The following is a 20,199-nucleotide window of genomic DNA, read 5'->3' on the forward strand; positions in this document are numbered from 1 at the left end:
GCTTTCTTCGTTCCGGCTACTGCCGGCTCTTCCCTCGCCGGTGCGCCCGGCTAGCAAACGCTTCCCCCGGGGTCAACCCACTCGGCCGATCAGCGACTTCTCACCACGATGGGAGAACGGGTTCGATGATGGGCGGCGTGCGCCCCGGGGTGTGAGGTCGAGTGATGCGATGAAAGACCTGCTCATCAGCGGGAGCCGATTCCTCACGACGGACGATGTGGCCGATGCCGTGCTCCATTACGCCCAGGTCCTGGCCCAATACGGGCGCGCCGACGTCGTCCGCTTCCCGGCTCTCGTCGACGGGGTCGCAGCGAATTCGTGGCTCACTCTCGGATCAGGTGCGGCGATCGCCGCTGTAGAGGTGCTCGACTCGCCGATCGAGAGACTCGCCGGTGCGCACGAGGCATCCGCCGAGATCCAACGGCGCAGCGCCAGCCTCGAAGGCATGTGACCCGCGGAACCGTTCAGCCGCGCGGGGGCGAAGCCTCCTCAGCGGGCTCCTGCGCTGCGCGGGCTCGAGAGCGCCGGTCGGCTCGTCGCCGCCGCACGATCCGGACGACCGCCCACACGAGAAGAGCGACGACCGCCGCGAGGACGAGCCACGGGATGAGGAAGCCCAGCGCGATCACGATGCCGTTGAGCGTCGCGACGAGCCCGTTCCAGCCCGCGATCAGACCGTCCGTGAAGCCTGCCGGATCGGCCTCGACCGGCTCGGCGACGGGGGAGAGCGTCACGGTGAGCGTCGACATCGCGACCTGACCGTCGAGGGACTTCAGCTGCTGCTGGTACGACTCCAGAGTGGCCTGGCGTTCCGAGAGCGCCGTCTCGGCCGCGATGAGATCGGAGAGGTCGCCCGCCTGCGCCATGAGCGCGGTGAGGCGGTCGACCGACGCCTGGGTGGCGTCGATGCGCGCCTGCAGGTCGATGGTCTGCTCGGTCACATCCTGCCGGTTGATCGAGGATGCCGTGACCTCGCCGAGCTGCGAGAGGTCGTCCATCGTCGCGGTGAGGCGATCGGCGGGGACCCGCACCGTGATCCACGCGCCGTCGGTGGTCGGATAGGGGTAGGGGTACGTCGTGCCGTCGACCACGCCAGGGTCGACGGGGGTCACCTGCCCGTTCTGGCCGATGCTCATCGATTCGACGTACCCGCCGGCGGCTTCCGCCGCGGCGCCGATCCTCGCGGTCGCCTCCGGCACGTCGTCCACGACGACGGTGGCCGATGCCGTGGTGATGATGTCGCGTCCCGCGGCGGGGTCGGCGAGCGGGGAGGTGGACTCGAGCGCGCCCGAGTCGCGGGTGCCGTCGGCTACCTGTGAATCGGACCCCGCACCCTGCACCGCCTCCGGTGCGACGGGTGCGGACCCGGCCTCGTCGGAGACCGAGGAACCGCCCGACGGCGACACGATCGGCACGATCATGGGCGCCGCGATGGCCGCCACGACCACGACAGCGGCGGCGGCCGCGCCGCCGATCCACCAGCGGCCGCGTCGCGCTCGGCGCGCCCCGCGGTCCCGTCCGATCTCGGCGAACAGCGCCTCCTCGATCTCGGCGATGCGTGCGTCGGGCAGTTCGGGAAGGGGGTCCTCCCGGACGGATGCCAGGTCGCCTGACGTGTTCATGAGCTCTCCTCGACGGTGGTCCGCAGTCGCGTGCGGATGCGGGAGAGACGATTGCGGACGACCCCGTGCCCGACGCCGAGCTCATCGGCAGCCGCCTGGTAGGCATACCCCTCGGCGGCGCAGAGCCGGAAGATGGCCTGATCGAGCGGGCTCAGCCCCTCGACCTCCTGGAGGATGCGGTCGGCGAGGTCGGCGTCGATGACCTGCTTCTCGACGTCGACGGTCGACGGCAGCGTCTCATCGGCAGCGCCCGCCGTCCGCTCGCGGTCGCGCCGCTGGCGCCGGATCCGATTGGCCGCCTGCAGCCTGCAGATCGTCGCGAGCCAGGGGAGGAGCGAGTCCCCGGCGAGTTCGAAGCCGCGCAGCTTGCGCCACGCGGCGAGGAACGTCTCCTGCGTCACGTCCTCCGCATCGGCGGCATTCCCAACGAGCCCGTGGGCGATCCAGTAGACGGGCCGCACATACGCGCGGTACAGGGAGCGGAACGCATGCTCACTGCCGTCCGCTGCCGCCCTGGCGAGGTCGGCGTCCGTCCCATCCATCTCGGTCATGCCCGTCCGTCCGGTGAGGTCAGCGCCTCATTGTCTCTCACCTGGAATGTGTCGGCGGGAGGCTCTTCGTCTCACGCGGATGCGCGGCATCCGTCACCCCCTCGAAACGAGCCGGTCGCCCCCGGCCTGTATCCTGTTGGAGCGAGAGGGAGTATCCCACCTCGCGCGTCCGTCATCACGGGCTCCCGCTGCGGAGCCCCGGGCGCGCGCCGCTGAGCGGGGGAGAGACTTTCGGCCCTTTAGCCACCCCCTCCCGAAAGGCCCGCATGACCTTCGAGATCCCCGTCTGGTTCGAAGTCGGCGCCCTGATCGTGCTGACGCTGATCCTCATCGCCGACCTGCTGATCATCTTCAAGCGCCCCCACATCCCGTCGATCAAAGAGGCGACGCTGTGGGTCGTCTTCTACGTCGGCCTCGCGCTGGTCTTCGCGGTCGTCCTGTTCTGGGTGACGGGGAGCACCGACGCGATGGGGCAGTTCATCGCCGGCTGGCTCACCGAATACAGCCTGTCGGTCGACAACCTCTTCGTCTTCGTCCTGATCATGGCGCAGTTCGCGGTGCCCCGCCGTTACCAGCAGGAGGTGCTGATGGTGGGCATCATCATCGCGCTCATCCTGCGGGCGATCTTCATCATGCTCGGGGCGGCGCTCATCGAGAGCTTCAGCTGGATCTTCTACCTGTTCGGCGCCTTCCTCGTCTTCACGGCGTGGCGGCAGGCCTTCCCCGGCAAGCACGAGGACGACGCGCAGGCCGAGGCAGGGATCGTCCGTTTCACCCGGCGTTTCATCGACGTCAGCGACAGCTACGACGGCTCGAAGATCCGCACGGTCGTGAACGGCAAGAAGATCTTCACGCCGATGATCCTGGTGTTCCTCGCCATCGGGTTCACCGACCTCATCTTCGCGATCGACTCCATCCCGGCGATCTTCGGGATCACGCAGAGCCCTTTCATCGTGTTCACGGCGAACCTCTTCGCCCTTATGGGCCTGCGCCAGCTCTACTTCCTGCTCGGCGGTCTGCTGGATCGCCTCAAGTACCTGCACTACGGCATCGCGTTCATCCTGGCCTTCATCGGTCTCAAGCTGTTCTTCCACGCGCTGCACGTCAACGAGCTGCCGTTCATCAACAACGGCGAGCCGGTCGACTGGGCGCCCGAGATCGGCACGTGGATGTCGCTCGTCGTCATCATCGCCGCCATGGCCGTCGCCACGATCGCCAGCCTCGTCTCGTCGCGTCGCGAGAAGAAGGCGATGGGGGCGGATGCCGCGGCTGCAGCCGTGGCGGACGAGAAGGGCACCCCGCCGACGGTGGATCAGCCGGCCGCGGGCGACGACCACCGCTGAGCGGGCGAGCGCATCGAGCGCTCCGCACCCGGTGGTAGTCTGACCGGGTGCGGATCGCTCGCCTTCTCCTTAGCGGCCGCGGCGAGATCTCGTTCTGAGCCCCTCCTCGTCGCGGAGTCCGTTGCGGGCTTGATCCCCTTTCCGAGGAGAACGACAGAGCAATGAGCACCCCCGTTTCCGATGGCTTCCGCATCCCCGACCGCCCCCGCACCCTGGCCGAGAAGGTGTGGGACGACCACCTCGTGGTCAAAGGCGAGAACGGCGAACCCGACCTCATCTACATCGATCTGCACCTCGTTCACGAGGTCACCAGCCCGCAGGCGTTCGACGGCCTGCGCGCCGAGGGGCCGACCGGTCCGCCGCCTCGATCTGACGATCGCGACCGAGGACCACAACACGCCGACGCTCGACATCGACAAGCCGATCGCCGACCTGACGAGCCGCACCCAGATCGAGACGCTGCGACGCAATGCCGAGGAGTTCGGCGTGCGGCTGCACTCGCTCGGCGACCGTGAGCAGGGGATCGTCCACGTCGTCGGTCCGCAGCTCGGCCTCACGATGCCGGGCATCACTGTCGTGTGCGGCGACTCCCACACGTCGACGCACGGCGCGTTCGGCGCGATGGCATTCGGCATCGGCACGAGCGAGGTCGAGCACGTCCTGGCGACGCAGACGCTTCCGCTCAAGCCGTTCAAGACGATGGCGATCACCGTCGAGGGCAAGCTCAAGCCCGGCGTCACGGCGAAGGACATCATCCTCGCCGTCATCGCCAAGATCGGCACGAACGGCGGCCAGGGCTATGTCCTGGAATACCGCGGCTCCGCCATCCGCTCTCTCTCGATGGAGGGACGGATGACGATCTGCAACATGTCGATCGAGGCGGGTGCGCGCGCCGGCATGGTCGCGCCCGATGAGACGACCTTCGCCTATCTCGAAGGCCGACCCCACGCCCCGAAGGGCGAGGACTGGGACGACGCCGTCGCGTACTGGCGGACGCTGCCGAGCGACGAGGGCGCCGTCTACGACGCGGAGGTCTTCCTCGATGCGAACGAGCTCGAGCCCTTCGTCACCTGGGGCACGAACCCCGGCCAGGGCGTCTCGCTGAGCGACGTCGTGCCCTCGCCGGAGTCGTTCGCCGACCCGAATGAGCGCGCCGCCGCCGAGCGGGCGCTGGAGTACATGGACCTCGAGGCCGGCACGCCGCTCAAGCAGATCCCGGTCGACGCCGTCTTCATGGGGTCGTGCACCAACAGCCGCATCGAAGACCTCCGCGCCTTCGCCTCGATCATCCGAGGGCGCACGAAGGCGCCCAACGTCCGCGTCATGGTGGTGCCGGGCTCCGCGCGCGTGCGTCTGGAGGCGGAGGCCGAGGGTCTCGACAAGGTGTTCGAGGAGTTCGGCGCCGAATGGCGCTTCGCCGGCTGCTCGATGTGCCTCGGGATGAACCCGGATCAACTCGCACCGGGCGAGCGCTGCGCATCGACCTCCAACCGCAACTTCGAGGGACGCCAGGGCAAGGGCGGGCGCACGCACCTCGTATCGCCCCTCGTCGCCGCGGCCACCGCCGTGCGCGGCACCCTGTCCAGCCCGAGCGACCTGCCCTCGCTCGTCGGAGCGGAGGCCTGACATGGAGAAGTTCACGACGCACACCGGCATCGCGGCACCTCTCCGCCGCTCCGCGGTCGACACCGACCAGATCATCCCCGCCGTGTACCTCAAGCGGGTCACGAAGACGGGGTTCGACGACGCGCTGTTCGCCAGCTGGCGCCAAGACCCCGGCTTCGTGCTGAATCAGCCCGCCTACGCCTCGGCATCCATTCTCGTGGCCGGCCCCGACTTCGGAACGGGCTCCAGCCGCGAGCACGCGGTGTGGGCGCTGCGGGACTACGGCTTCAAGGTCGTCCTGAGCCCGCGCTTCGCCGACATCTTCCGCGGGAACGCGGGCAAGCAGGGGCTCGTCGCTGGCGTCATTGCCGAGGACGACCTCGAGTCCGTCTGGAATGCGATCGAGGCGGATCCCGGCCTCGAGATGACGGTCGACCTCGAGGCGCGGACGGCGACCATCGGCGGTCTCCAGGTGGCATTCGAGATCGACGATTACACTAGGTGGCGCCTCCTCGAGGGTCTCGACGACATCGGACTCACTCTGCGGAACGAAGACAGGATCGCCCACTTCGAGGCTCGTCGCGAGGCGTGGCGCCCTCGCACGCTCCCCGTTCCGTAAGCTAAGGCGTTCCCGAAAACAGCGTCGGCGCCCCACCAGGGCGGCCCGCGCGCTCGATCACGAACCAAGTGAGGTCCCACCGGATGAAGACACTCCTCAGCGACTCGGCCGACCCCACGGCGGGAGACAAGGAACTTTCCGGCGACACGATCACGATCCGGGGCGGACGACCGCTCACGGGTCGCGTCGAGGTCAAGGGCGCCAAGAACCTGGCCACCAAGGCGATGGTCGCGGCACTCCTCGGTGAGACGACGAGCACGCTGCGGGATGTCCCGGACATCAGTGACGTCAAGGTCGTGCGATCGCTCCTCGAAGTGCACGGCGTGCGGGTCGATGACGGCGAAGAGGACGGTGTCCTGCACCTCGATCCGAGCGGCGCCGTGTCGGCGCACTTCGAGGAGATCGACGCGCATGCCGGGGCATCCCGGATCCCGATCCTGTTCTGCGGTCCGCTCCTGCACCTCCTCGGCCAGGCCTTCATCCCCGACCTCGGCGGATGCCGCATCGGCGACCGTCCGATCGACTTCCATCTCAACGCTCTGCGCCGCTTCGGCGCGATCGTCGAGAAGCTGCCGAGCGGCATCCGCCTGTCGGCCCCGGACGGGCTCCACGGCGCCGACATCGAGCTGCCCTACCCGAGCGTCGGCGCCACCGAGCAGGTGCTGCTCACCGCCGTGCGCGCGAAGGGCACGACGGAGCTGCGGAACGCCGCCATCGAGCCCGAGATCATGGATCTCATCGCGGTGCTGCAGAAGATGGGCGCGATCATCTCCTACGAGCCGAACCGCGTCATCCTCATCGAGGGCGTCGACTCGCTGCGCGGCTACGACCACCGCTGCATCTTCGACCGCAACGAGGCCGCGTCGTGGGCGTGCGCTGCCCTCGCAACGGACGGCGACATCTTCGTCGGCGGCGCGAAGCAGCAGGAGATGCTGACCTTCCTCAATGTCTTCCGCAAGGCGGGCGGCTGGTTCGAGGTCCACGAGGACGGCATCCAGTTCCGCCGCGGCGGCTCGCTCAAGCCGGTCATGGTCGAGACCGACGTGCATCCCGGATTCATGACCGACTGGCAGCAGCCGCTCATCGTCGCGCTGACTCAGGCGCCGGGCGAATCCGTCGTCCACGAGACGGTGTACGAGAACCGCCTGGGCTTCACGCAGGCGCTCGTGCAGATGGGTGCCGACATCGTCGTGTACCCGCACGGCATCGACCAGCCCGGCCGTCGCGTTCCCCGGCGCGAGCTCGAGCAGGCCGCCGTGATCAACGGCCCGACGCCCCTGCACGGCGCCGACGTCGTCGTCCCCGACCTGCGCGGCGGCTACAGCTATCTCATCGCGGCTCTCGCGGCCGAGGGCGAATCGACCGTGCGCAACGTCGGAATCATCCGTCGGGGTTACGAGAAGCTCTTCGCCAAGCTCGACGCTCTCGGCGCCGACTTCGACGTCATCGAGTAGTCCGTGGCAGCCACCTCGCCGCGGCGGCGGGCGTCCACCGAGAAGACCCGTCCCAGCGTCTTCTGGCCGCTCGCCGCCGTCGCCGCGCCCCTCATCGCCCTGCTGTTCAAGCTCGAGATCGAAGGCGCCGAGAATCTCCCGCGCGAAGGCGCCTATGTGCTGGCGCCGAACCACTATTCCGAGGCCGATCCGCTGGCGGTGGCGCTCGCGGTGTGGAAGGCCGGTCGCGCACCTCGCTTCATGGCCAAGGAGTCGCTCTTCCGGGTGCCCGTGCTCGGATGGGTCCTGCGGAGCACGGGAATGGTGCCTGTGGCCCGCTCGTCGTCGGCTGCCTCCGCCCGCCAGACCCTCGAGACGTCCGAGACGCTCGTCGAGCTCGGCCGCGGCGTGATCGTCTACCCGGAGGGCACCCTCACCCGCGACCCGGGCATGTGGCCGATGCGGGGCAAGACCGGTGCGGTGCGGCTGGCGCTCGCCGGCAACATCCCGCTCGTGCCCATGGCGCAGTGGGGCTGCCAGGCTGTGCTTCCCCGCTACGGCAAGCTGAAGCTCTGGCCGCTGCGCCGGCCGGTCCGCGTCGTCATCGGTGCGCCGGTCGACCTGTCGGCCTTCCGCGCGACCGAGGGCCAGCCCGCCGCCCTGGTGGCCGCCACGGACGTCGTCATGGCCGACATCGCGCGGCTCCTCGCGACGATCCGCGACGAGCCGGCACCCGCCGAGCGCTGGAACCCCGCCGAGCACGGGCAGAACGAGACGGGGCGCCTTGAGTCGTAGGCAGGAGGCGCTCCCGCGGGTCGCCGTGGTCGGCGCGGGCAGCTGGGGGACGACCTTCGGCAAGGTGCTGGCCGACGGCGGCGCCCACGTCACGATGTGGGCGCGACGCGCCGAGCTCGCCCACGAGATCGAAGAGGCCAAGCGCAACAGCCAGTACCTCCCCGGGATCAACCTTCCCCGTGAGGTGTCTGCGACGCACCATCTCTCCGAGGCGCTCGAGAACGCCGACCAGGTCTACCTCTCGGTCCCGAGCCAGACCCTGCGCGAGAACCTCAAGGCCGTGCGGCCGCTCGTCTCGAAGAACGACGTGCCCATCGTCTCGCTCATGAAGGGCGTCGAACGGCGCACGGGCCTGCGCATGAGCCAGGTGATCCAGCAGGAGCTCGACTGCGACCCGGCGCGCATCGCCGTGGCATCCGGTCCCAACCTGGCGCTCGAGATCGCGCGCGAGCAGCCGACCGCCGCCGTCATCGCCTCGACGAGTCAGGAGACCGCGGACGCCGTCGCGCGCCGCGCGCGCAACCGCTACTTCCGCTCGTTCGTGAACACCGACGTCATCGGCACCGAATTCGGCGGGGTTCTGAAGAACCTCATCGCCGTCGCGATCGGGATCGTCGACGGCGTCGGCTACGGCGAGAACACGAAGGCGTCGATCATCACGCGCGGTCTCGTCGAGATGACAGACTTCGCCGTGGCGCAGGGCGCGCACCCCGAGACGCTTCAGGGCCTTGCGGGCCTCGGCGACCTCATCGCGACGTGCCAGTCGCCGCTGAGCCGCAACAACACGGCCGGTCGCCTGCTCGGCCAGGGCTACAGCTTCCAGGACGTCGTGAAGCAGATGAACCAGACGGCCGAGGGGCTCGCTTCTGTCGCCCCCGTGCTGCAGCTGGCGAAAGAGGCCGGCATCGAGATGCCGATCGTCGAGCAGGTGAAGCGCGTGCTCGACGGCACGATGAACCCGCGCGAGATCGCGCCCCACCTGACGACCGACGACGACGAGCCGAAGGGCGAGAGGACGCAGAATGGAACAGCCGGCGGTGGTGGTGCTCTTTGGAGGTCGCTCCAGCGAACACTCGATCAGCTCCGCAACAGCGGGAGGCGTCCTCCGCGCGATCAACCGTGATCGCTATCGGGTGATCCCTGTCGGCATCACCCGCGACGGCGTCTTCGTGCTCGAGGACGACGATCCCGACAAGTTCGCGCTCGACAGCGCCAATCTCCCCCGCGGTCGTCGACAACGGAACGCGGATCATGTGGCCCGAGGGCGGGTGCGACCGCATCCTGCGGGTCCGGCGGGCCGACGGCACGGTCGACGAGCTCGGTGCCGTCGACGTCGTGCTCCCGATCCTGCACGGTCTGCACGGCGAGGACGGCACGGTCCAGGGCTTCTTCGACACGCTCGGCATCCCTTACGCGGGCGGCGGCGTGCTCGACTCGGCGCTCTGCATGGACAAGCACTTCATGAAGATCGTCCTCCAGGCATCCGGGGTCCGCGTGTCTCCGTGGGTCACTGTGACCCGTGCCCGCTGGGCCGCCGATCCCGAAGGAGTGCGGACGGATGCCGCGTCCCTCGGCGAGCCCGTCTTCGTCAAGCCCGCACGGGCCGGGTCGAGCGTCGGCGTCTCGAAGGTCCACGAGCCCTCCGAGCTCGACGCCGCTCTCGAACTCGCGTTCGACGAGGACGACAAGGTGCTCATCGAGTCGGCGATCGTCGGCCGCGAGGTCGAGGTCGCGGTGTTGGAAGGGCGTCGCGGCGGTCCGACGCGGGCGTCCCTGCCCGGCGAGATCGTCCTGACGACGCGGGAGTTCTACGACTTCGAGGGCAAGTACCTCGGGGGAGAGGGCGCCGAGGTGGTGTGCCCGGCCGACCTCACGGACGACGAGATCTCCGCGATCCGACGGCTCGGCATCCAGGCCTTCGAGGCTGTCGACGGACGCGGGCTCGCAAGGGTCGATTTCTTCCTGGCCGCCGACGGCCTGTACGTCAACGAGCTCAACACGATGCCCGGGTTCACGCCGATCTCGATGTTCCCGAAGTGCTGGCTCGCCTCGGGCATGACGTACCCCGAGCTCATCTCGGAGCTCGTCGACACCGCCCTCGAGCGCGCGGCCTGATCAGCCGCTCGTCGACTCCTGCTCGTCGAGCGGAGCTTCGGGCGCGGTGCACTCGGTGGTCTTCGGCAGCTGTGAGACGGCGTTGCGGACGTCGTCGAGCACGTTGTTGGGCGACACGAGCCGGTTGTCGACGTACAGCTGGACGGCGGGCGTGCGTCCGTACGTCGTGAGCCGGAACCGCGGCGACTCGGACTCGTCGACGAGCCAGTCCACGCCGCCCACCGTGATGCAGCGGAGCGTCGAGGGCCCGGGCGGCTCGACTCCGCACGTCAGGAGGACGGCCGCGGGATCGCCCCACGCGCCCGTGGCCTGTGCATCCGTCCAGCGGCGCGCCTGGCCGTCGACCGTCGACGGCAGGCGCACGGTGACGTCGGCACAGAGCGCCTCGTTCGCGTCGGGCGCGGGTGTCATCGACACCGTGCTGCTGCATCCCGCGAGCCCGATCACGCCCGCGAGCGCGAGGGCGGCGGCGAGGGTACGGCGGGGCGGGAACACCCCTCCAGGCTAACCTGGGACGATGAGCGCGCCGTCCGACGATCCTCGCGTCGGCGACCTCTCGGAGGGCGAGATCCTGCGCGGAATCCTCGACCGCCTCGCCCCTTCCGCCGCTCTCATCGGACCCGGCGACGACGCCGCCGTGCTCGCCGCGCCGGACGGCCGCATCGTGGCGACGACCGACACTCTCGTGCACGGCCCCGACTTCCGCCTGGCATGGTCGTCGGCGTTCGACCTCGGCTGGAAGGCCGCCGCGGTCAACCTCGCGGATGTCGCCGCGATGGGTGCCCGGCCGACGGCGCTCCTCGTCGCCCTCGCGATGCCCGACGACACGCGGGTCTCGTTCGTGCGCGGATTCGCCGACGGCCTCCGAGCCGCCTGCGACGAGCTCGCCCCAGGCTGCGCCGTCGAGGGCGGCGACCTGACCGTCTCGGACACACTCACGATCGCCGTAACGGCGCTCGGCTCGCTCGACGGCCGCGCTCCTGTCCTCCGCTCGGGGGCGCGGATGGGCGACGTCGTCGCCGTCGCGGGCGACCTCGGCCGGTCGGCGCGGGGTCTCGCCCTGCTCTTCGCTCGATTCACGGATGCCTCGGGCGCCCCGCAGCCCGTCGACACCTCGGCACTCTCACCCGACGAGATCTCCGACCTCGCGGCACAGCTGCGACCGGCCCCGCCGGTCCGCCTCGGATCCGTTGCCGCGGACGGGGGAGCGACGGCGCTCATGGACATCTCGGACGGCCTCGTGCTGGACGCGACGCGGATGGCCGCGGCATCCCGGGTCACGATCGCCCTCGATGCGGCAGCGGTCGGCCCGGAGCCGGCGCTCAGCGGGGGGAGAGGACCATGCTCTCCTCGCAGCGTTCCCCTCAGGCGTCGCCCTTCCGGAGGGATTCCGTGCCATCGGACGTGTCGAGGCGCAGGGGAGCGCGCTCGTGCTCGTCGACGGCGCGCCGCCCGCATCGCGCGGCGGGTGGGACCCCTACAGCGACTGGGACTCGGGGCGGGGCTGACCCCACCACATCGTCGTGTCGCCGTAGGCACGGTCGCGGACGGCCTCGAGACCCGCGGAGGCCCACTCGGGGGCCGGGGAGCGGCGCCCGCGTTCCACGACGACGACCGCGTGATCGGAGAGAAGAGGGCGCAGCGCCGCGAGGTCCGCCGTGAGATCCGCATCCGCGAGGTCGTACGGCGGATCGAGGAAGGCCAGATCGAACGGCCCGGCGGCTCGGCCGAGATAGGCCGTGACGGACGCGCGGTGCACGCGGATCGAGGCCTCCCGCGCCAGGGCCTTCGCCACGCGGGCGACGTTGCGCTGCACGATGGCGGCGGCGGGCGCCGCCTTCTCGACGAGGTCGACGGATGCCGCGCCACGGCTGGCCGCTTCCAGTCCGAGGGCGCCCGACCCGGCGTACAGATCGACGACACGGGCGCCGGCCAGAGCGTCGGCCGACTCCAGGGCCCCGAAAAGCGACTCGCGCACGCGGTCGCTCGTCGGGCGCGTCCCCCGGTCCGGGACGTCGAGGGTGATGCCGCCGGCGCGGCCGGCGATGATGCGGGTCACCCCGCCACGATATCCGGGCGGTCAGCCCGCGCCGCTCCCGGTCGGCCGGTGTCGCGCCAGGGGGGTCCTGGCACCCTCGGCCATCACCCGCTCCAGCGGCGTCGGCCGGAGAATCTAGACTCGGTCCATGCCGTCGTTCAGCCTCGAGTCGCGCCTCGACGGCGCCGTCGGCGGCAAGACCGCGTCGGCCCTCGATCGTGCTTTCGGCATGAAGACCGTGGGCGACCTCGTCGCTCACTATCCGCGACGTTACGCGCGGCGGGGGGAGCTGACGCCGATCTCTTCGCTCCCGATCGGCGAGCCCGTCACGATCGTGGCCGAGGTCAAGCGTGCGAGCGAGCGGCGCATGCAGAACCGCAAGGGGAGCCTCCTCGAAGTCGTCATCAGCGACGGGCGCGGCGACCTGTCGCTGACGTTCTTCAATCAGTCGTGGCGCATCAAAGACCTGCACCCGGGTCGTCGGGGGATCTTCGCCGGCAAGGTCGGCGAGTATCGGGGCGCGAAGCAGCTCGCGCACCCCGATTACGAGCTGTTCGAAGACGAGGACACCGCTCGGCTGAACGCCCAGGCGTACGCCAACCTGCCGATCCCGATCTATCCCGCCACCGCGTCCATCGCAAGCTGGCAGTTCAAGAAGATCGTCGATCTCGTCCTCGACGGCCTCGGCCCGGTCCCCGATCCACTGCCCGAGCCGCTGCGCGAGAGGCACGGCCTGCTCGATGCGCGTACCGCGATCGAGCGCATCCACCGCCCCGACTTCGAGGATCAGATCGAGCAGGCCCGGGAGACGCTGCGCTGGCACGAGGCGTTCGTGCTGCAGGCGGCGCTGCTGCAGCAGCGGCAGTTCGTCCGCGCGCTCGCGGCGACGAAGCGGCCGGCCGGCAGCCTTCTCGAGCGGTTCGACGCCGCGCTGCTCTTCCCGCGGACGGCCGACCAGATCACGGTCGGCGAGCAGATCGAACACGATCTCCAAGGCGACTGGCCGATGAACCGCCTCGTGCAGGGAGAGGTCGGCTCGGGCAAGACCCTCGTCGCACTGCGCGCGATGCTGCAGGTCGCCGAGAGCGGCGGGCAGTCGGCGCTCATCGCGCCGACCGAGGTGCTCGCGGCGCAGCACGTGCGGTCTATCGCCCGGATGCTGGGGCCGCAGCTCGCGCCGGAGCTCATGCCCACTCTGCTCACGGGGCAGCTCACCGCTGCGGAGCGGCGCAAGGCCGCGCTCCGCGTCGCTTCGGGTCAGGCGCGCATCGTCGTCGGCACCCACGCACTGCTGAGCGAATCGACCACGTTCGCAGACCTGGGCCTCGTCGTCGTCGACGAGCAGCATCGGTTCGGCGTCGAGCAGCGCGAATCGCTGCGGGCGAAGGGCGCGTCGCCCCACGCCCTCGTGCTCACGGCGACCCCGATCCCGCGCACCGTCGCGATGACGGTGTTCGGCGATCTCGACGTGTCCACGATCCGCACCATGCCCGCGGGGCGCGCCGGCATAGAGACGTTCGTCGCGCCGCTCGCCGAGAAGCCGGGCTGGTTCGCCCGGGTATGGGAGCGCATCGCGGAAGAGGTGGGGCAAGAACGACAGGCTTTCGTCGTGTGCGCGGCGATCGACGCCGAGTCGGCGACGAAGGACGACACGGCCGACGAGCCGGTGGCCGATGCCGAGGATGAGGCCGAGCCGACCCGCACCCGCTGGGGCGTCGTGCAGGCCGGCGACCTCCTGTCGCGGCATCCGGCCTTCACCGACATCCGTGTCGAGATCCTCCACGGGCGGATGCCGTCGGATGAGAAGGATGCCGTCATGCAGGCGTTCGCCCGCGGCGACATCGACGTCCTCGTGGCGACGACGGTCGTCGAAGTGGGCGTCGACGTCCCGAACGCGTCGACGATGGCCATCCTCGAAGCAGACCGGTTCGGCGTCTCCCAGCTGCATCAGCTGCGGGGGCGCGTCGGCCGTGGCGGCGTACCAGGACTGTGTCTTCTCGTCACGGAGGCTCCCGCCGGATCGTCGGCGCGCGCCCGCGTGGACGCCGTCGCGGCCACTCTCGACGGCTTCGCCCTCGCCGAGGTCGACCTCGAGCTCCGCGGCGAGGGCGACGTCCTCGGCGACGCGCAGTCCGGCGTGCGGTCGTCGCTGCGCCTCTTGCGTGTCGTGAAGGACGCCGATCTCATCGCCGAGGCCCGCATCGCGGCCGAGAAGATCCTCGACGAGGATCCGACGCTGAGTCGCCACCTCGGGCTCGCGGCCGCGATCGAGCGACGCGTCGGCATGGAGGAGCGGGCCGCGCTGGCGAAGTCCTGACTCCCATAGGCTGGTGCCATGAGCAGCCGGATCGCCGTCGTCCCTGGTTCGTTCGATCCGCCGACCCTCGGTCATCTCGACGTGATCCGCCGTGCCGCCTCTCTCTACGACCAGCTGCACGTGCTCGTCGTTCACAACCCCGGGAAAGAGGCCATGCTGCCGATCGCGCAGCGTCAGGCGCTCCTCGAGCAGTCGATCGCCGAGAGCGACATCCAGAGCGAAGTGATCGTCGCCTCGTGGAGCATGGGTCTCCTCGTCGACTATGCGACCGATGTCGGCGCCGGGGTGCTCGTCAAGGGCATCCGCTCGCAGGTCGACGTCGCGTACGAGACCCCGATGGCGATCGTCAACCGGCACCTCGCCCACGTCGAGACGGTGTTCCTCCTACCCGATCCGGCGCATGCGCTCGTGTCGAGTTCGCTCGTGCGTCAGGTCGCCTCCCTCGGCGGCGACGTGACTCCTTACGTCCCGCCCGCGGTTGCGCGGTTCCTGGGAACTCCGGCGACCGACCTCTGACTCGGGCCCCGTCCAGCCGCCCGCCGGTAGCATGGACGACCGTGAGAAACCGCCACAACGGACCGCTCGACATCCCCGTCCGCGACATCGTCCACCGCCCGGGTGAGATGCGCGAGACCACCCTCGAGATCGTCGCCCCCGCCAAGTGGGGCGAGGGCCTCGTCTCGGTGGCCGAGGGCGAGCGCATCTTCGTCGACGTCCGCCTCGAATCCGTTCACGAGGGCATCCTCGCCACAGGGGAGGCCGACACGGAGTACACGGGCGTCTGCGGGCGCTGCCTTCGCGACATCGCCGAGCCGCTCAAAGTCGAGTTTCAGGAGCTTTTCGCGTATCCTGGAGTGGAAGCAACTGACTTCGAGGTTCAAGACGACCACGTGGATCTTGAAACTCCGGTCAGGGATGCGATTGTCCTGTCGCTTCCGTTTCAGCCGGTGTGTGAGCCGGATTGCCCCGGCCTCGACCCGGCCACGGGTGAGCGGTTCACCGAAAGCACCGGATCAGAGCCCGCCGCTCCCATCGATCCACGCTGGGCAGCGCTCCAGGACTACACCCAAGACCACGACGACGATGCCCCGCGCCCTGTGCCGGGCAGCTGATTCGTCGAGAACACAGAGAAGAGTCAGCCATGGCAGGTAACCCCCCCGAAGCGGAAGGTCTCCCGTTCCAACACCCGCTCGCGTCGCGCGCAGTGGAAGGCGGAAGCCCCCACCCTCGTCAAGACGGTCGAGAACGGCAAGGTCGTCTACAGCCGTCCCCACCAGGCGAAGGTCGTCACCGACTCGCAGGGCACCGAGCTGTTCCTCGAGTACAAGGGCCGCAAGGTCGCCGACGTCTGATCGTCGTCCCGACGACGTGACCGACGTCACTCCGCGGCGCGCGGGAGAGTCCCCCTCGGGTACTGCTCCGCGCGCCGTCCTCACCGACAAGCTCGGCGTCGACATCGACGCCGAGCTTCTGTCGCTCGCCCTCACGCATCGTTCCTACGCGTACGAGCACGGGCAGATCCCGCACAACGAGCGCCTCGAGTTCCTCGGCGACTCGGTGCTCGGCCAGGCCGTCACGGTCCGCCTGTTCACGCAGCATCCCGACCTCGACGAGGGATCGCTCGCGAAGCGACGGGCATCCGTCGTGTCGACCGTCGCCCTCGCCGACGTCGGCCGTCGCATCGGCCTCGGAGAGCACATCCTGCTCGGGCGCGGTGAGCAGCTCACCGGAGGCAGTGACAAGGACTCGATTCTCGCCGACACCCTCGAGGCCATCATCGGCGCGACGTATGTGTCCAGGGGACCGGATGCCGCGACCGCACTCGTCCTGCGACTCATCGAGCCGCTGCTCGACGACCCCGAGCGCTACGGCGCCGCGATGGATCCCAAGACCAGCCTTCAGGAGCTCGCGGCTCACAGCGGTCAGGGTGCTCCGGTCTACGCCGTCGTGTCGACCGGGCCCGACCACGATCGGCGATTCACCGCGACCGTGACCGTCGGCGACGTCTCGGCCGAGGGTGCGGGCACGAGCAAGAAGCACGCCGAGGCGGCCGCGGCGCTCGACGCGTGGCGCATCCTGAGCGGGCGTGCCTGAGCTTCCCGAGGTCGAGGTCGTTCGCGCGGGCCTCGAACCGGCGGTGGCGGGAGCGTCGATCGCGGGCGTCACGGTCCTCGACGAACGTGCGCTCACGCGGCACGCGGGCGGCGGCGCGCACTTCGAAGCGGCACTCACCGGCCGTCGCATCGAGGGCGCCGCACGGAGGGGGAAGTTCCTGTGGCTCCCGCTGCTGCCGGTCGAGGGGGCGACGCCGGTCGACGCCATCGTCGGCCACCTCGGCATGAGCGGGCAGCTGCTGCTCCGGTCGCCCGGTGCGCCGGCGGAACGCCACGAGCGGGTGCGCCTCGACATCCAGCACCCCTCTCACGGCGAGCTCGCCGTCGTCTTCGCCGACCAGCGCACATTCGGCTCGCTGGCCGTGGACGAGCTGATTCCGACACCGGATGCCGCACCCGGCGGTCGAGGCACGCACGCCGCCGCCGTGCCGACGCAGGTGGCGCACATCGCGCGCGATCCCCTCGATCCCGTTTTCTCCGACCGCGGGTTCCGGTCGGCGCTCGGGCGTAAGAACTCCGCCATCAAGCGCGTGCTCCTCGACCAGACCGTCGTGAGCGGCGTGGGCAACATCTACGCCGACGAAGCGCTGTGGGCGGCCCGCATCCACCCGGAGACGCCGGCGAACACGCTCAGCACACGTGCGGGGAATCGGCTGCTGCTCGAGGTCCGCGCCGTGCTCGAGAAGGCACTCGCGGAAGGCGGGACGAGCTTCGACGCGCAGTACGTGAACGTCAACGGTCAGGCGGGCTACTTCGCCCACTCTCTCAACGCCTACGGCCGCACGGGTGAGCCGTGTCCTCGCTGCGGGCGCCCGATCGTGCGCGTCTCGTTCATGAACCGGTCCAGCCACTACTGCCCGCATTGTCAGCGGATGCCGCGTCCGCTGTAAGCCCCGGCCGGAGGCGGATGCCGCGCCCCGGCGAGGGTGGGGCGCGGCATCCATCCACGATGGCTAGGCGAGCACCTTCTTCCACGCGCCGGCGTACGAGACGGGCACGAAGCCGATCGCCTCGTTGATGTTCAGCATGTGCCGGTTCTCCTCGGCGTTGAACGTCGAGACGCGGGGCGACTCCGGCACGATCTCACGCCACCGGAGGAGGTTGGCGCACTTCACGATCGTGCCGAGACGGTGCCCGCGGTGTTCCTTGAGCACGAGCGTCCCGTACTGGTGCGTAACGGCGGTATGGTCGTCCGCTGAGATCACGAGCTCGTTGTACGCCGCGATGACCCCGGTCGGCACGTGCTGTACGCAGGCGACCGACACCAGGAGGCCCTGTGCGGCCAGACGCGCGTCGCGGCGGCGGACGCGCTCGGCATCCCACTTCTCCTCCTCGATCACCATCCCGCCCTGGGGCACGTCGGTCGACATCCGGGAGATCGCGTAGGCGTAGCCGTCCTGGTATTCATCGGGAGTGGGCGGCGCCGTCCACGTCACGACCCGGTAGTCGTCGCCTGCGAACGCCACGGCCTCGTCCAGCATCGTCTCGACGAGGTCGAACGGGCCGCGCAGATCGAACGCGCTGTTGCGCTCGACCTGTTCGAGGGTGAACCCGCTCGCCAGCTGGAAGACGGTCTGGCGGTCGTCGGCGGGCACGGAACCCCATCCCGTCGACGGCTGCATGGTCGGACCTTCGCCCCCCGGACGGTGGAGCGTCCAGGTCTGGATGATGGTTCGCCCCAGCGTGCGCGCCTCCTCCTCGGCCGCGGCGAGGAGCGCCTCCTCCACGCCTTCGCCCCAGCGGTCCGGGTCGACCATGAGGTCGAAGTCGAGCGTCTTGGTGCCCTCCTCCTGCGAGTAGCGCAGGGTCACGGCTCCGATGATCTCGCCATCGCGCTCCGCCCAGAATCCGGTCTGCGCCCAGTCGGCCTGGTCTTGCCAGAACCCGAGCACCTCGTCGGGCTCCTGGTGCAGGTCGTCGTGGCCCGTGTCGTGCAGGCACACCGCGTTGGCGAGCCGGACCATGTCGAGGAACGGGCCGGCGTCCGGGGCATCCACCGTCGCGGGGATGACGATCCGGCCGACGGTCAGCTGCGATGTGGCGACGTCAGTCATCGAGCACCTTCTTCCATGCGCCCTCGTAGGCGATCGGGACGAAGCCGATCGCCTCGTTGATGTCCAGCATCGGGCGGTTCTCTTCTGCGTTGTAGGTGATCATGCGGGGAGATTCCGGCGCGATCTCACGCCAGGAGAGCAGTGCCGCGCACTTGACCAGCATCCCCAGCCGGTGACCGCGGTGCTCCTTCAGCACGAGGGTGTCCTCCTGATGGGATGCCTCGGTGCGGTCCTTGCCGATGACGAGCTCGTTGAATGCGCACAACTCACCGGTCTCGATGTGCTGCGCAGCGGTGACGAGAAGCAGCCGTCCGGCGTCGGTGTAAAGCGAGTCGTGGCGTGCGATGCGGGCCGCATCCCACGCCTCCTCGTCGAACTCGAGCCCCGCCGCCGGAGCGTCGGTCGCCATCCGCGACTTCATCCAGGCGTAGCTCTCCGCGAACTCGGGAGGAGTCGGCGGCGACCACTGGACGACGCGGTAGTCCTTCGACGCCTCGCGCGCCTCGGCGAGGAGCCGCTCGATCTGGCCGAACGACCCGCGCAGATCGAGGGCGCTGTTCCGCTCCACCTGCTCGAGCGTGTAGCCGTGGTGCAGGTAGAAGCGCGCGACATGGTCCTCGGGGATGGAGCCGAAGCCGGTCGGCGGCTCGATGCGCGGTCCTGGTCCGGCGGGGTGCTCGGCCCAGGACTGCAGGACGGTGCGGCCGCTCTCGCGAGCGGTCTGCTCGACGAGTTGGTACGCGGCCGATCCGATGCCCTGGCCCTGCGCCTCGCGCACGAGCTCGATGAGCCAGAAGAGGTTCTTCGATCCCTCGTGCTGCGGGATGTCGGCGCCGACGCGGCCGATCATGACCCCGTCCCGGAGGACCACCCACATGTGCCGCACCTCGTACTTGTCGGGACGGTAGTGGGGGAGAAGCTCGTCGGCGGCGATGGCGTGATCGGCGTGACCGGAGATCTCGGTGTAGATGCGATTGCGCACGTTCACCATCTCGATGAAGTCGCCCGCGTCCGGCGAGTCGATGGAATCGGGGATGGTCAGCGGCCGGAACTCGACGCCGGTGATCGTGGTGGTGCTCATGATGGGTTCCTCGTCAGAAGTGGTCGTGGTGAAGTCGGGTGGGGCGGTGTGCGGCCCGGTGCGGGCCGCACACCGTCAGGCGTGCGGCTGCACGAGGTGCAGCCGCCGCAGTGCAGCGTGCTCGCGGGCCTCGAGACCACGGTGGGTCTCGAGGACACGGGAGCGCAGGGCGCGGTCGGCGCGAAGGTTCGCGCGGTCCGCACTCCGCAGGAGCAGCCAGAGGCCGAGCCGCAGCGAAGTGCGATCGACGAGGCCGACGGGAGCGGATGCCGGCAGAGCCGGGACATTGGTGGGCGGATGGAGGTCCAGAGTGCGGACATCCACGAGGAGCTTTGACATGGTGGTGTCTTTCGTTCGAAGGAGTGAAGGGTCGGAACGCCGGGGGAGCGCGGATGGCGCTCGAGAGGGGCGTGGGCGAAGCGGGCGCAGAGATGCGCCGCAGGCAGGATCGCCGGATCAGCCTGCCCGAGGGCAGAGTTCTCCCGAGAGCGGCGGGTCAGCCGGCCGTGGGG

18 protein-coding genes and 4 pseudogenes are annotated in these 20,199 nt (G+C 69.7%); 15 read left to right on the forward strand and 7 right to left on the reverse strand.

Annotation, left to right across the window (positions count from 1 at the left end; genetic code table 11):
• Positions 1-169 precede the first annotated feature (169 nt).
• On the forward strand, positions 170-451 hold the full coding sequence (locus G5T42_RS13935) for a hypothetical protein (protein ID WP_165129402.1): 282 nt from the start codon (positions 170-172) through the stop codon (positions 449-451).
• Between the two features lie 13 nt (positions 452-464).
• On the opposite strand, the gene G5T42_RS13940 is transcribed toward G5T42_RS13935, so the two are convergent.
• Positions 465-1,622 carry a DUF4349 domain-containing protein gene (locus G5T42_RS13940; RefSeq protein WP_165129403.1) on the reverse strand — a complete coding sequence of 386 codons (1,158 nt, stop codon included), beginning with the start codon at positions 1,620-1,622 and terminating at the stop codon, positions 465-467.
• Entirely contained in the window at positions 1,619-2,173 is a 555-nt protein-coding gene (locus G5T42_RS13945; RefSeq protein WP_165129404.1) for a sigma-70 family RNA polymerase sigma factor, read from the reverse strand. The genes G5T42_RS13940 and G5T42_RS13945 overlap by 4 nt, the downstream gene beginning before the upstream one ends.
• A 266-nt stretch (positions 2,174-2,439) precedes the next feature.
• On the opposite strand from G5T42_RS13945, the gene G5T42_RS13950 reads away from it, so the two are divergent.
• The 7 genes and pseudogenes from G5T42_RS13950 to G5T42_RS13980 all read left to right on the forward strand — a co-directional run bounded on the left by G5T42_RS13950 (position 2,440) and on the right by G5T42_RS13980 (position 10,083).
• Positions 2,440-3,516: a TerC/Alx family metal homeostasis membrane protein gene (locus G5T42_RS13950; protein WP_165129405.1), complete on the forward strand. Its 1,077-nt coding sequence runs from the start codon at positions 2,440-2,442 to the stop codon at positions 3,514-3,516.
• A 161-nt stretch (positions 3,517-3,677) separates the two neighbouring features.
• A pseudogene (leuC, locus tag G5T42_RS13955) lies at positions 3,678-5,142 on the forward strand (3-isopropylmalate dehydratase large subunit).
• A 1-nt stretch (position 5,143) separates the two neighbouring features.
• Positions 5,144-5,740: a 3-isopropylmalate dehydratase small subunit gene (gene leuD, locus G5T42_RS13960; protein ID WP_165129406.1), complete on the forward strand. Its 597-nt coding sequence runs from the start codon at positions 5,144-5,146 to the stop codon at positions 5,738-5,740.
• 83 nt (positions 5,741-5,823) lie between these two features.
• Positions 5,824-7,194 carry a UDP-N-acetylglucosamine 1-carboxyvinyltransferase gene (murA, locus tag G5T42_RS13965; RefSeq protein ID WP_165129407.1) on the forward strand — a complete coding sequence of 457 codons (1,371 nt, stop codon included), beginning with the start codon at positions 5,824-5,826 and terminating at the stop codon, positions 7,192-7,194.
• Between the two features lie 3 nt (positions 7,195-7,197).
• Positions 7,198-7,968, forward strand: a complete 771-nt coding sequence (locus G5T42_RS13970; protein WP_165129408.1) for a lysophospholipid acyltransferase family protein — start codon at positions 7,198-7,200, stop codon at positions 7,966-7,968.
• Complete coding sequence (locus tag G5T42_RS13975) at positions 7,958-9,091, forward strand: NAD(P)H-dependent glycerol-3-phosphate dehydrogenase (RefSeq protein ID WP_165129409.1); 1,134 nt, start codon at positions 7,958-7,960, stop codon at positions 9,089-9,091. Before G5T42_RS13970 ends, G5T42_RS13975 begins: the two co-directional genes overlap by 11 nt.
• A pseudogene (locus G5T42_RS13980) lies at positions 8,991-10,083 on the forward strand (D-alanine--D-alanine ligase family protein). Before G5T42_RS13975 ends, G5T42_RS13980 begins: the two are co-directional and overlap by 101 nt.
• Here the strand turns inward: G5T42_RS13980 and G5T42_RS13985 are convergent.
• Entirely contained in the window at positions 10,084-10,578 is a 495-nt protein-coding gene (locus G5T42_RS13985) for a DUF3515 family protein (RefSeq protein ID WP_241245837.1), read from the reverse strand. It abuts the pseudogene before it with no gap.
• 22 nt (positions 10,579-10,600) lie between these two features.
• Here G5T42_RS13985 and thiL point away from each other — a divergent pair.
• Positions 10,601-11,591, forward strand: a pseudogene (thiL, locus tag G5T42_RS13990) (thiamine-phosphate kinase).
• Here thiL and rsmD read toward each other — a convergent pair.
• Positions 11,561-12,142: a 16S rRNA (guanine(966)-N(2))-methyltransferase RsmD gene (gene rsmD, locus G5T42_RS13995; protein WP_165129411.1), complete on the reverse strand. Its 582-nt coding sequence runs from the start codon at positions 12,140-12,142 to the stop codon at positions 11,561-11,563. The pseudogene thiL and the gene rsmD sit on opposite strands and share 31 nt — an antisense overlap.
• A gap of 127 nt (positions 12,143-12,269) precedes the next feature.
• Here rsmD and G5T42_RS14000 point away from each other — a divergent pair, with 127 nt between their 5' ends.
• The 6 genes and pseudogenes from G5T42_RS14000 to mutM all read left to right on the forward strand — a co-directional run bounded on the left by G5T42_RS14000 (position 12,270) and on the right by mutM (position 17,442).
• On the forward strand, positions 12,270-14,438 hold the full coding sequence (locus G5T42_RS14000; RefSeq protein ID WP_165129413.1) for an ATP-dependent DNA helicase RecG: 2,169 nt from the start codon (positions 12,270-12,272) through the stop codon (positions 14,436-14,438).
• Between the two features lie 18 nt (positions 14,439-14,456).
• Positions 14,457-14,954: a pantetheine-phosphate adenylyltransferase gene (coaD, locus tag G5T42_RS14005; RefSeq protein ID WP_165129415.1), complete on the forward strand. Its 498-nt coding sequence runs from the start codon at positions 14,457-14,459 to the stop codon at positions 14,952-14,954.
• Positions 14,955-15,061: 107 nt separating this feature from the next.
• Positions 15,062-15,550 (forward strand): YceD family protein, encoded by a 489-nt coding sequence (locus G5T42_RS14010; RefSeq protein WP_165129417.1) that lies wholly within the window; start codon positions 15,062-15,064, stop codon positions 15,548-15,550.
• Between the two features lie 36 nt (positions 15,551-15,586).
• Positions 15,587-15,790, forward strand: a pseudogene (gene rpmF / locus G5T42_RS14015) (50S ribosomal protein L32); the annotation flags it as partial.
• A 103-nt stretch (positions 15,791-15,893) separates the two neighbouring features.
• Positions 15,894-16,532: a ribonuclease III gene (gene rnc, locus G5T42_RS14020; protein WP_241246078.1), complete on the forward strand. Its 639-nt coding sequence runs from the start codon at positions 15,894-15,896 to the stop codon at positions 16,530-16,532.
• Positions 16,525-17,442 (forward strand): bifunctional DNA-formamidopyrimidine glycosylase/DNA-(apurinic or apyrimidinic site) lyase, encoded by a 918-nt coding sequence (mutM, locus tag G5T42_RS14025; protein WP_165129420.1) that lies wholly within the window; start codon positions 16,525-16,527, stop codon positions 17,440-17,442. Before rnc ends, mutM begins: the two co-directional genes overlap by 8 nt.
• A 63-nt stretch (positions 17,443-17,505) precedes the next feature.
• On the opposite strand, the gene G5T42_RS14030 is transcribed toward mutM, so the two are convergent.
• The 3 genes from G5T42_RS14030 to G5T42_RS14040 form a co-directional block, all read right to left on the reverse strand.
• Positions 17,506-18,606 carry a GNAT family N-acetyltransferase gene (locus tag G5T42_RS14030; RefSeq protein ID WP_165129421.1) on the reverse strand — a complete coding sequence of 367 codons (1,101 nt, stop codon included), beginning with the start codon at positions 18,604-18,606 and terminating at the stop codon, positions 17,506-17,508.
• Positions 18,599-19,687, reverse strand: coding sequence for a GNAT family N-acetyltransferase (locus G5T42_RS14035; RefSeq protein WP_165129422.1), 1,089 nt, complete (start codon positions 19,685-19,687; stop codon positions 18,599-18,601). The genes G5T42_RS14030 and G5T42_RS14035 overlap by 8 nt, the downstream gene beginning before the upstream one ends.
• A 75-nt stretch (positions 19,688-19,762) precedes the next feature.
• Entirely contained in the window at positions 19,763-20,026 is a 264-nt protein-coding gene (locus G5T42_RS14040; protein ID WP_165129423.1) for a hypothetical protein, read from the reverse strand.
• Positions 20,027-20,199: the final 173 nt, after the last annotated feature.

Origin of the sequence: Microbacterium sp. 4R-513, from assembly GCF_011046485.1 — a bacterium.
Classification (GTDB): domain Bacteria; phylum Actinomycetota; class Actinomycetes; order Actinomycetales; family Microbacteriaceae; genus Microbacterium.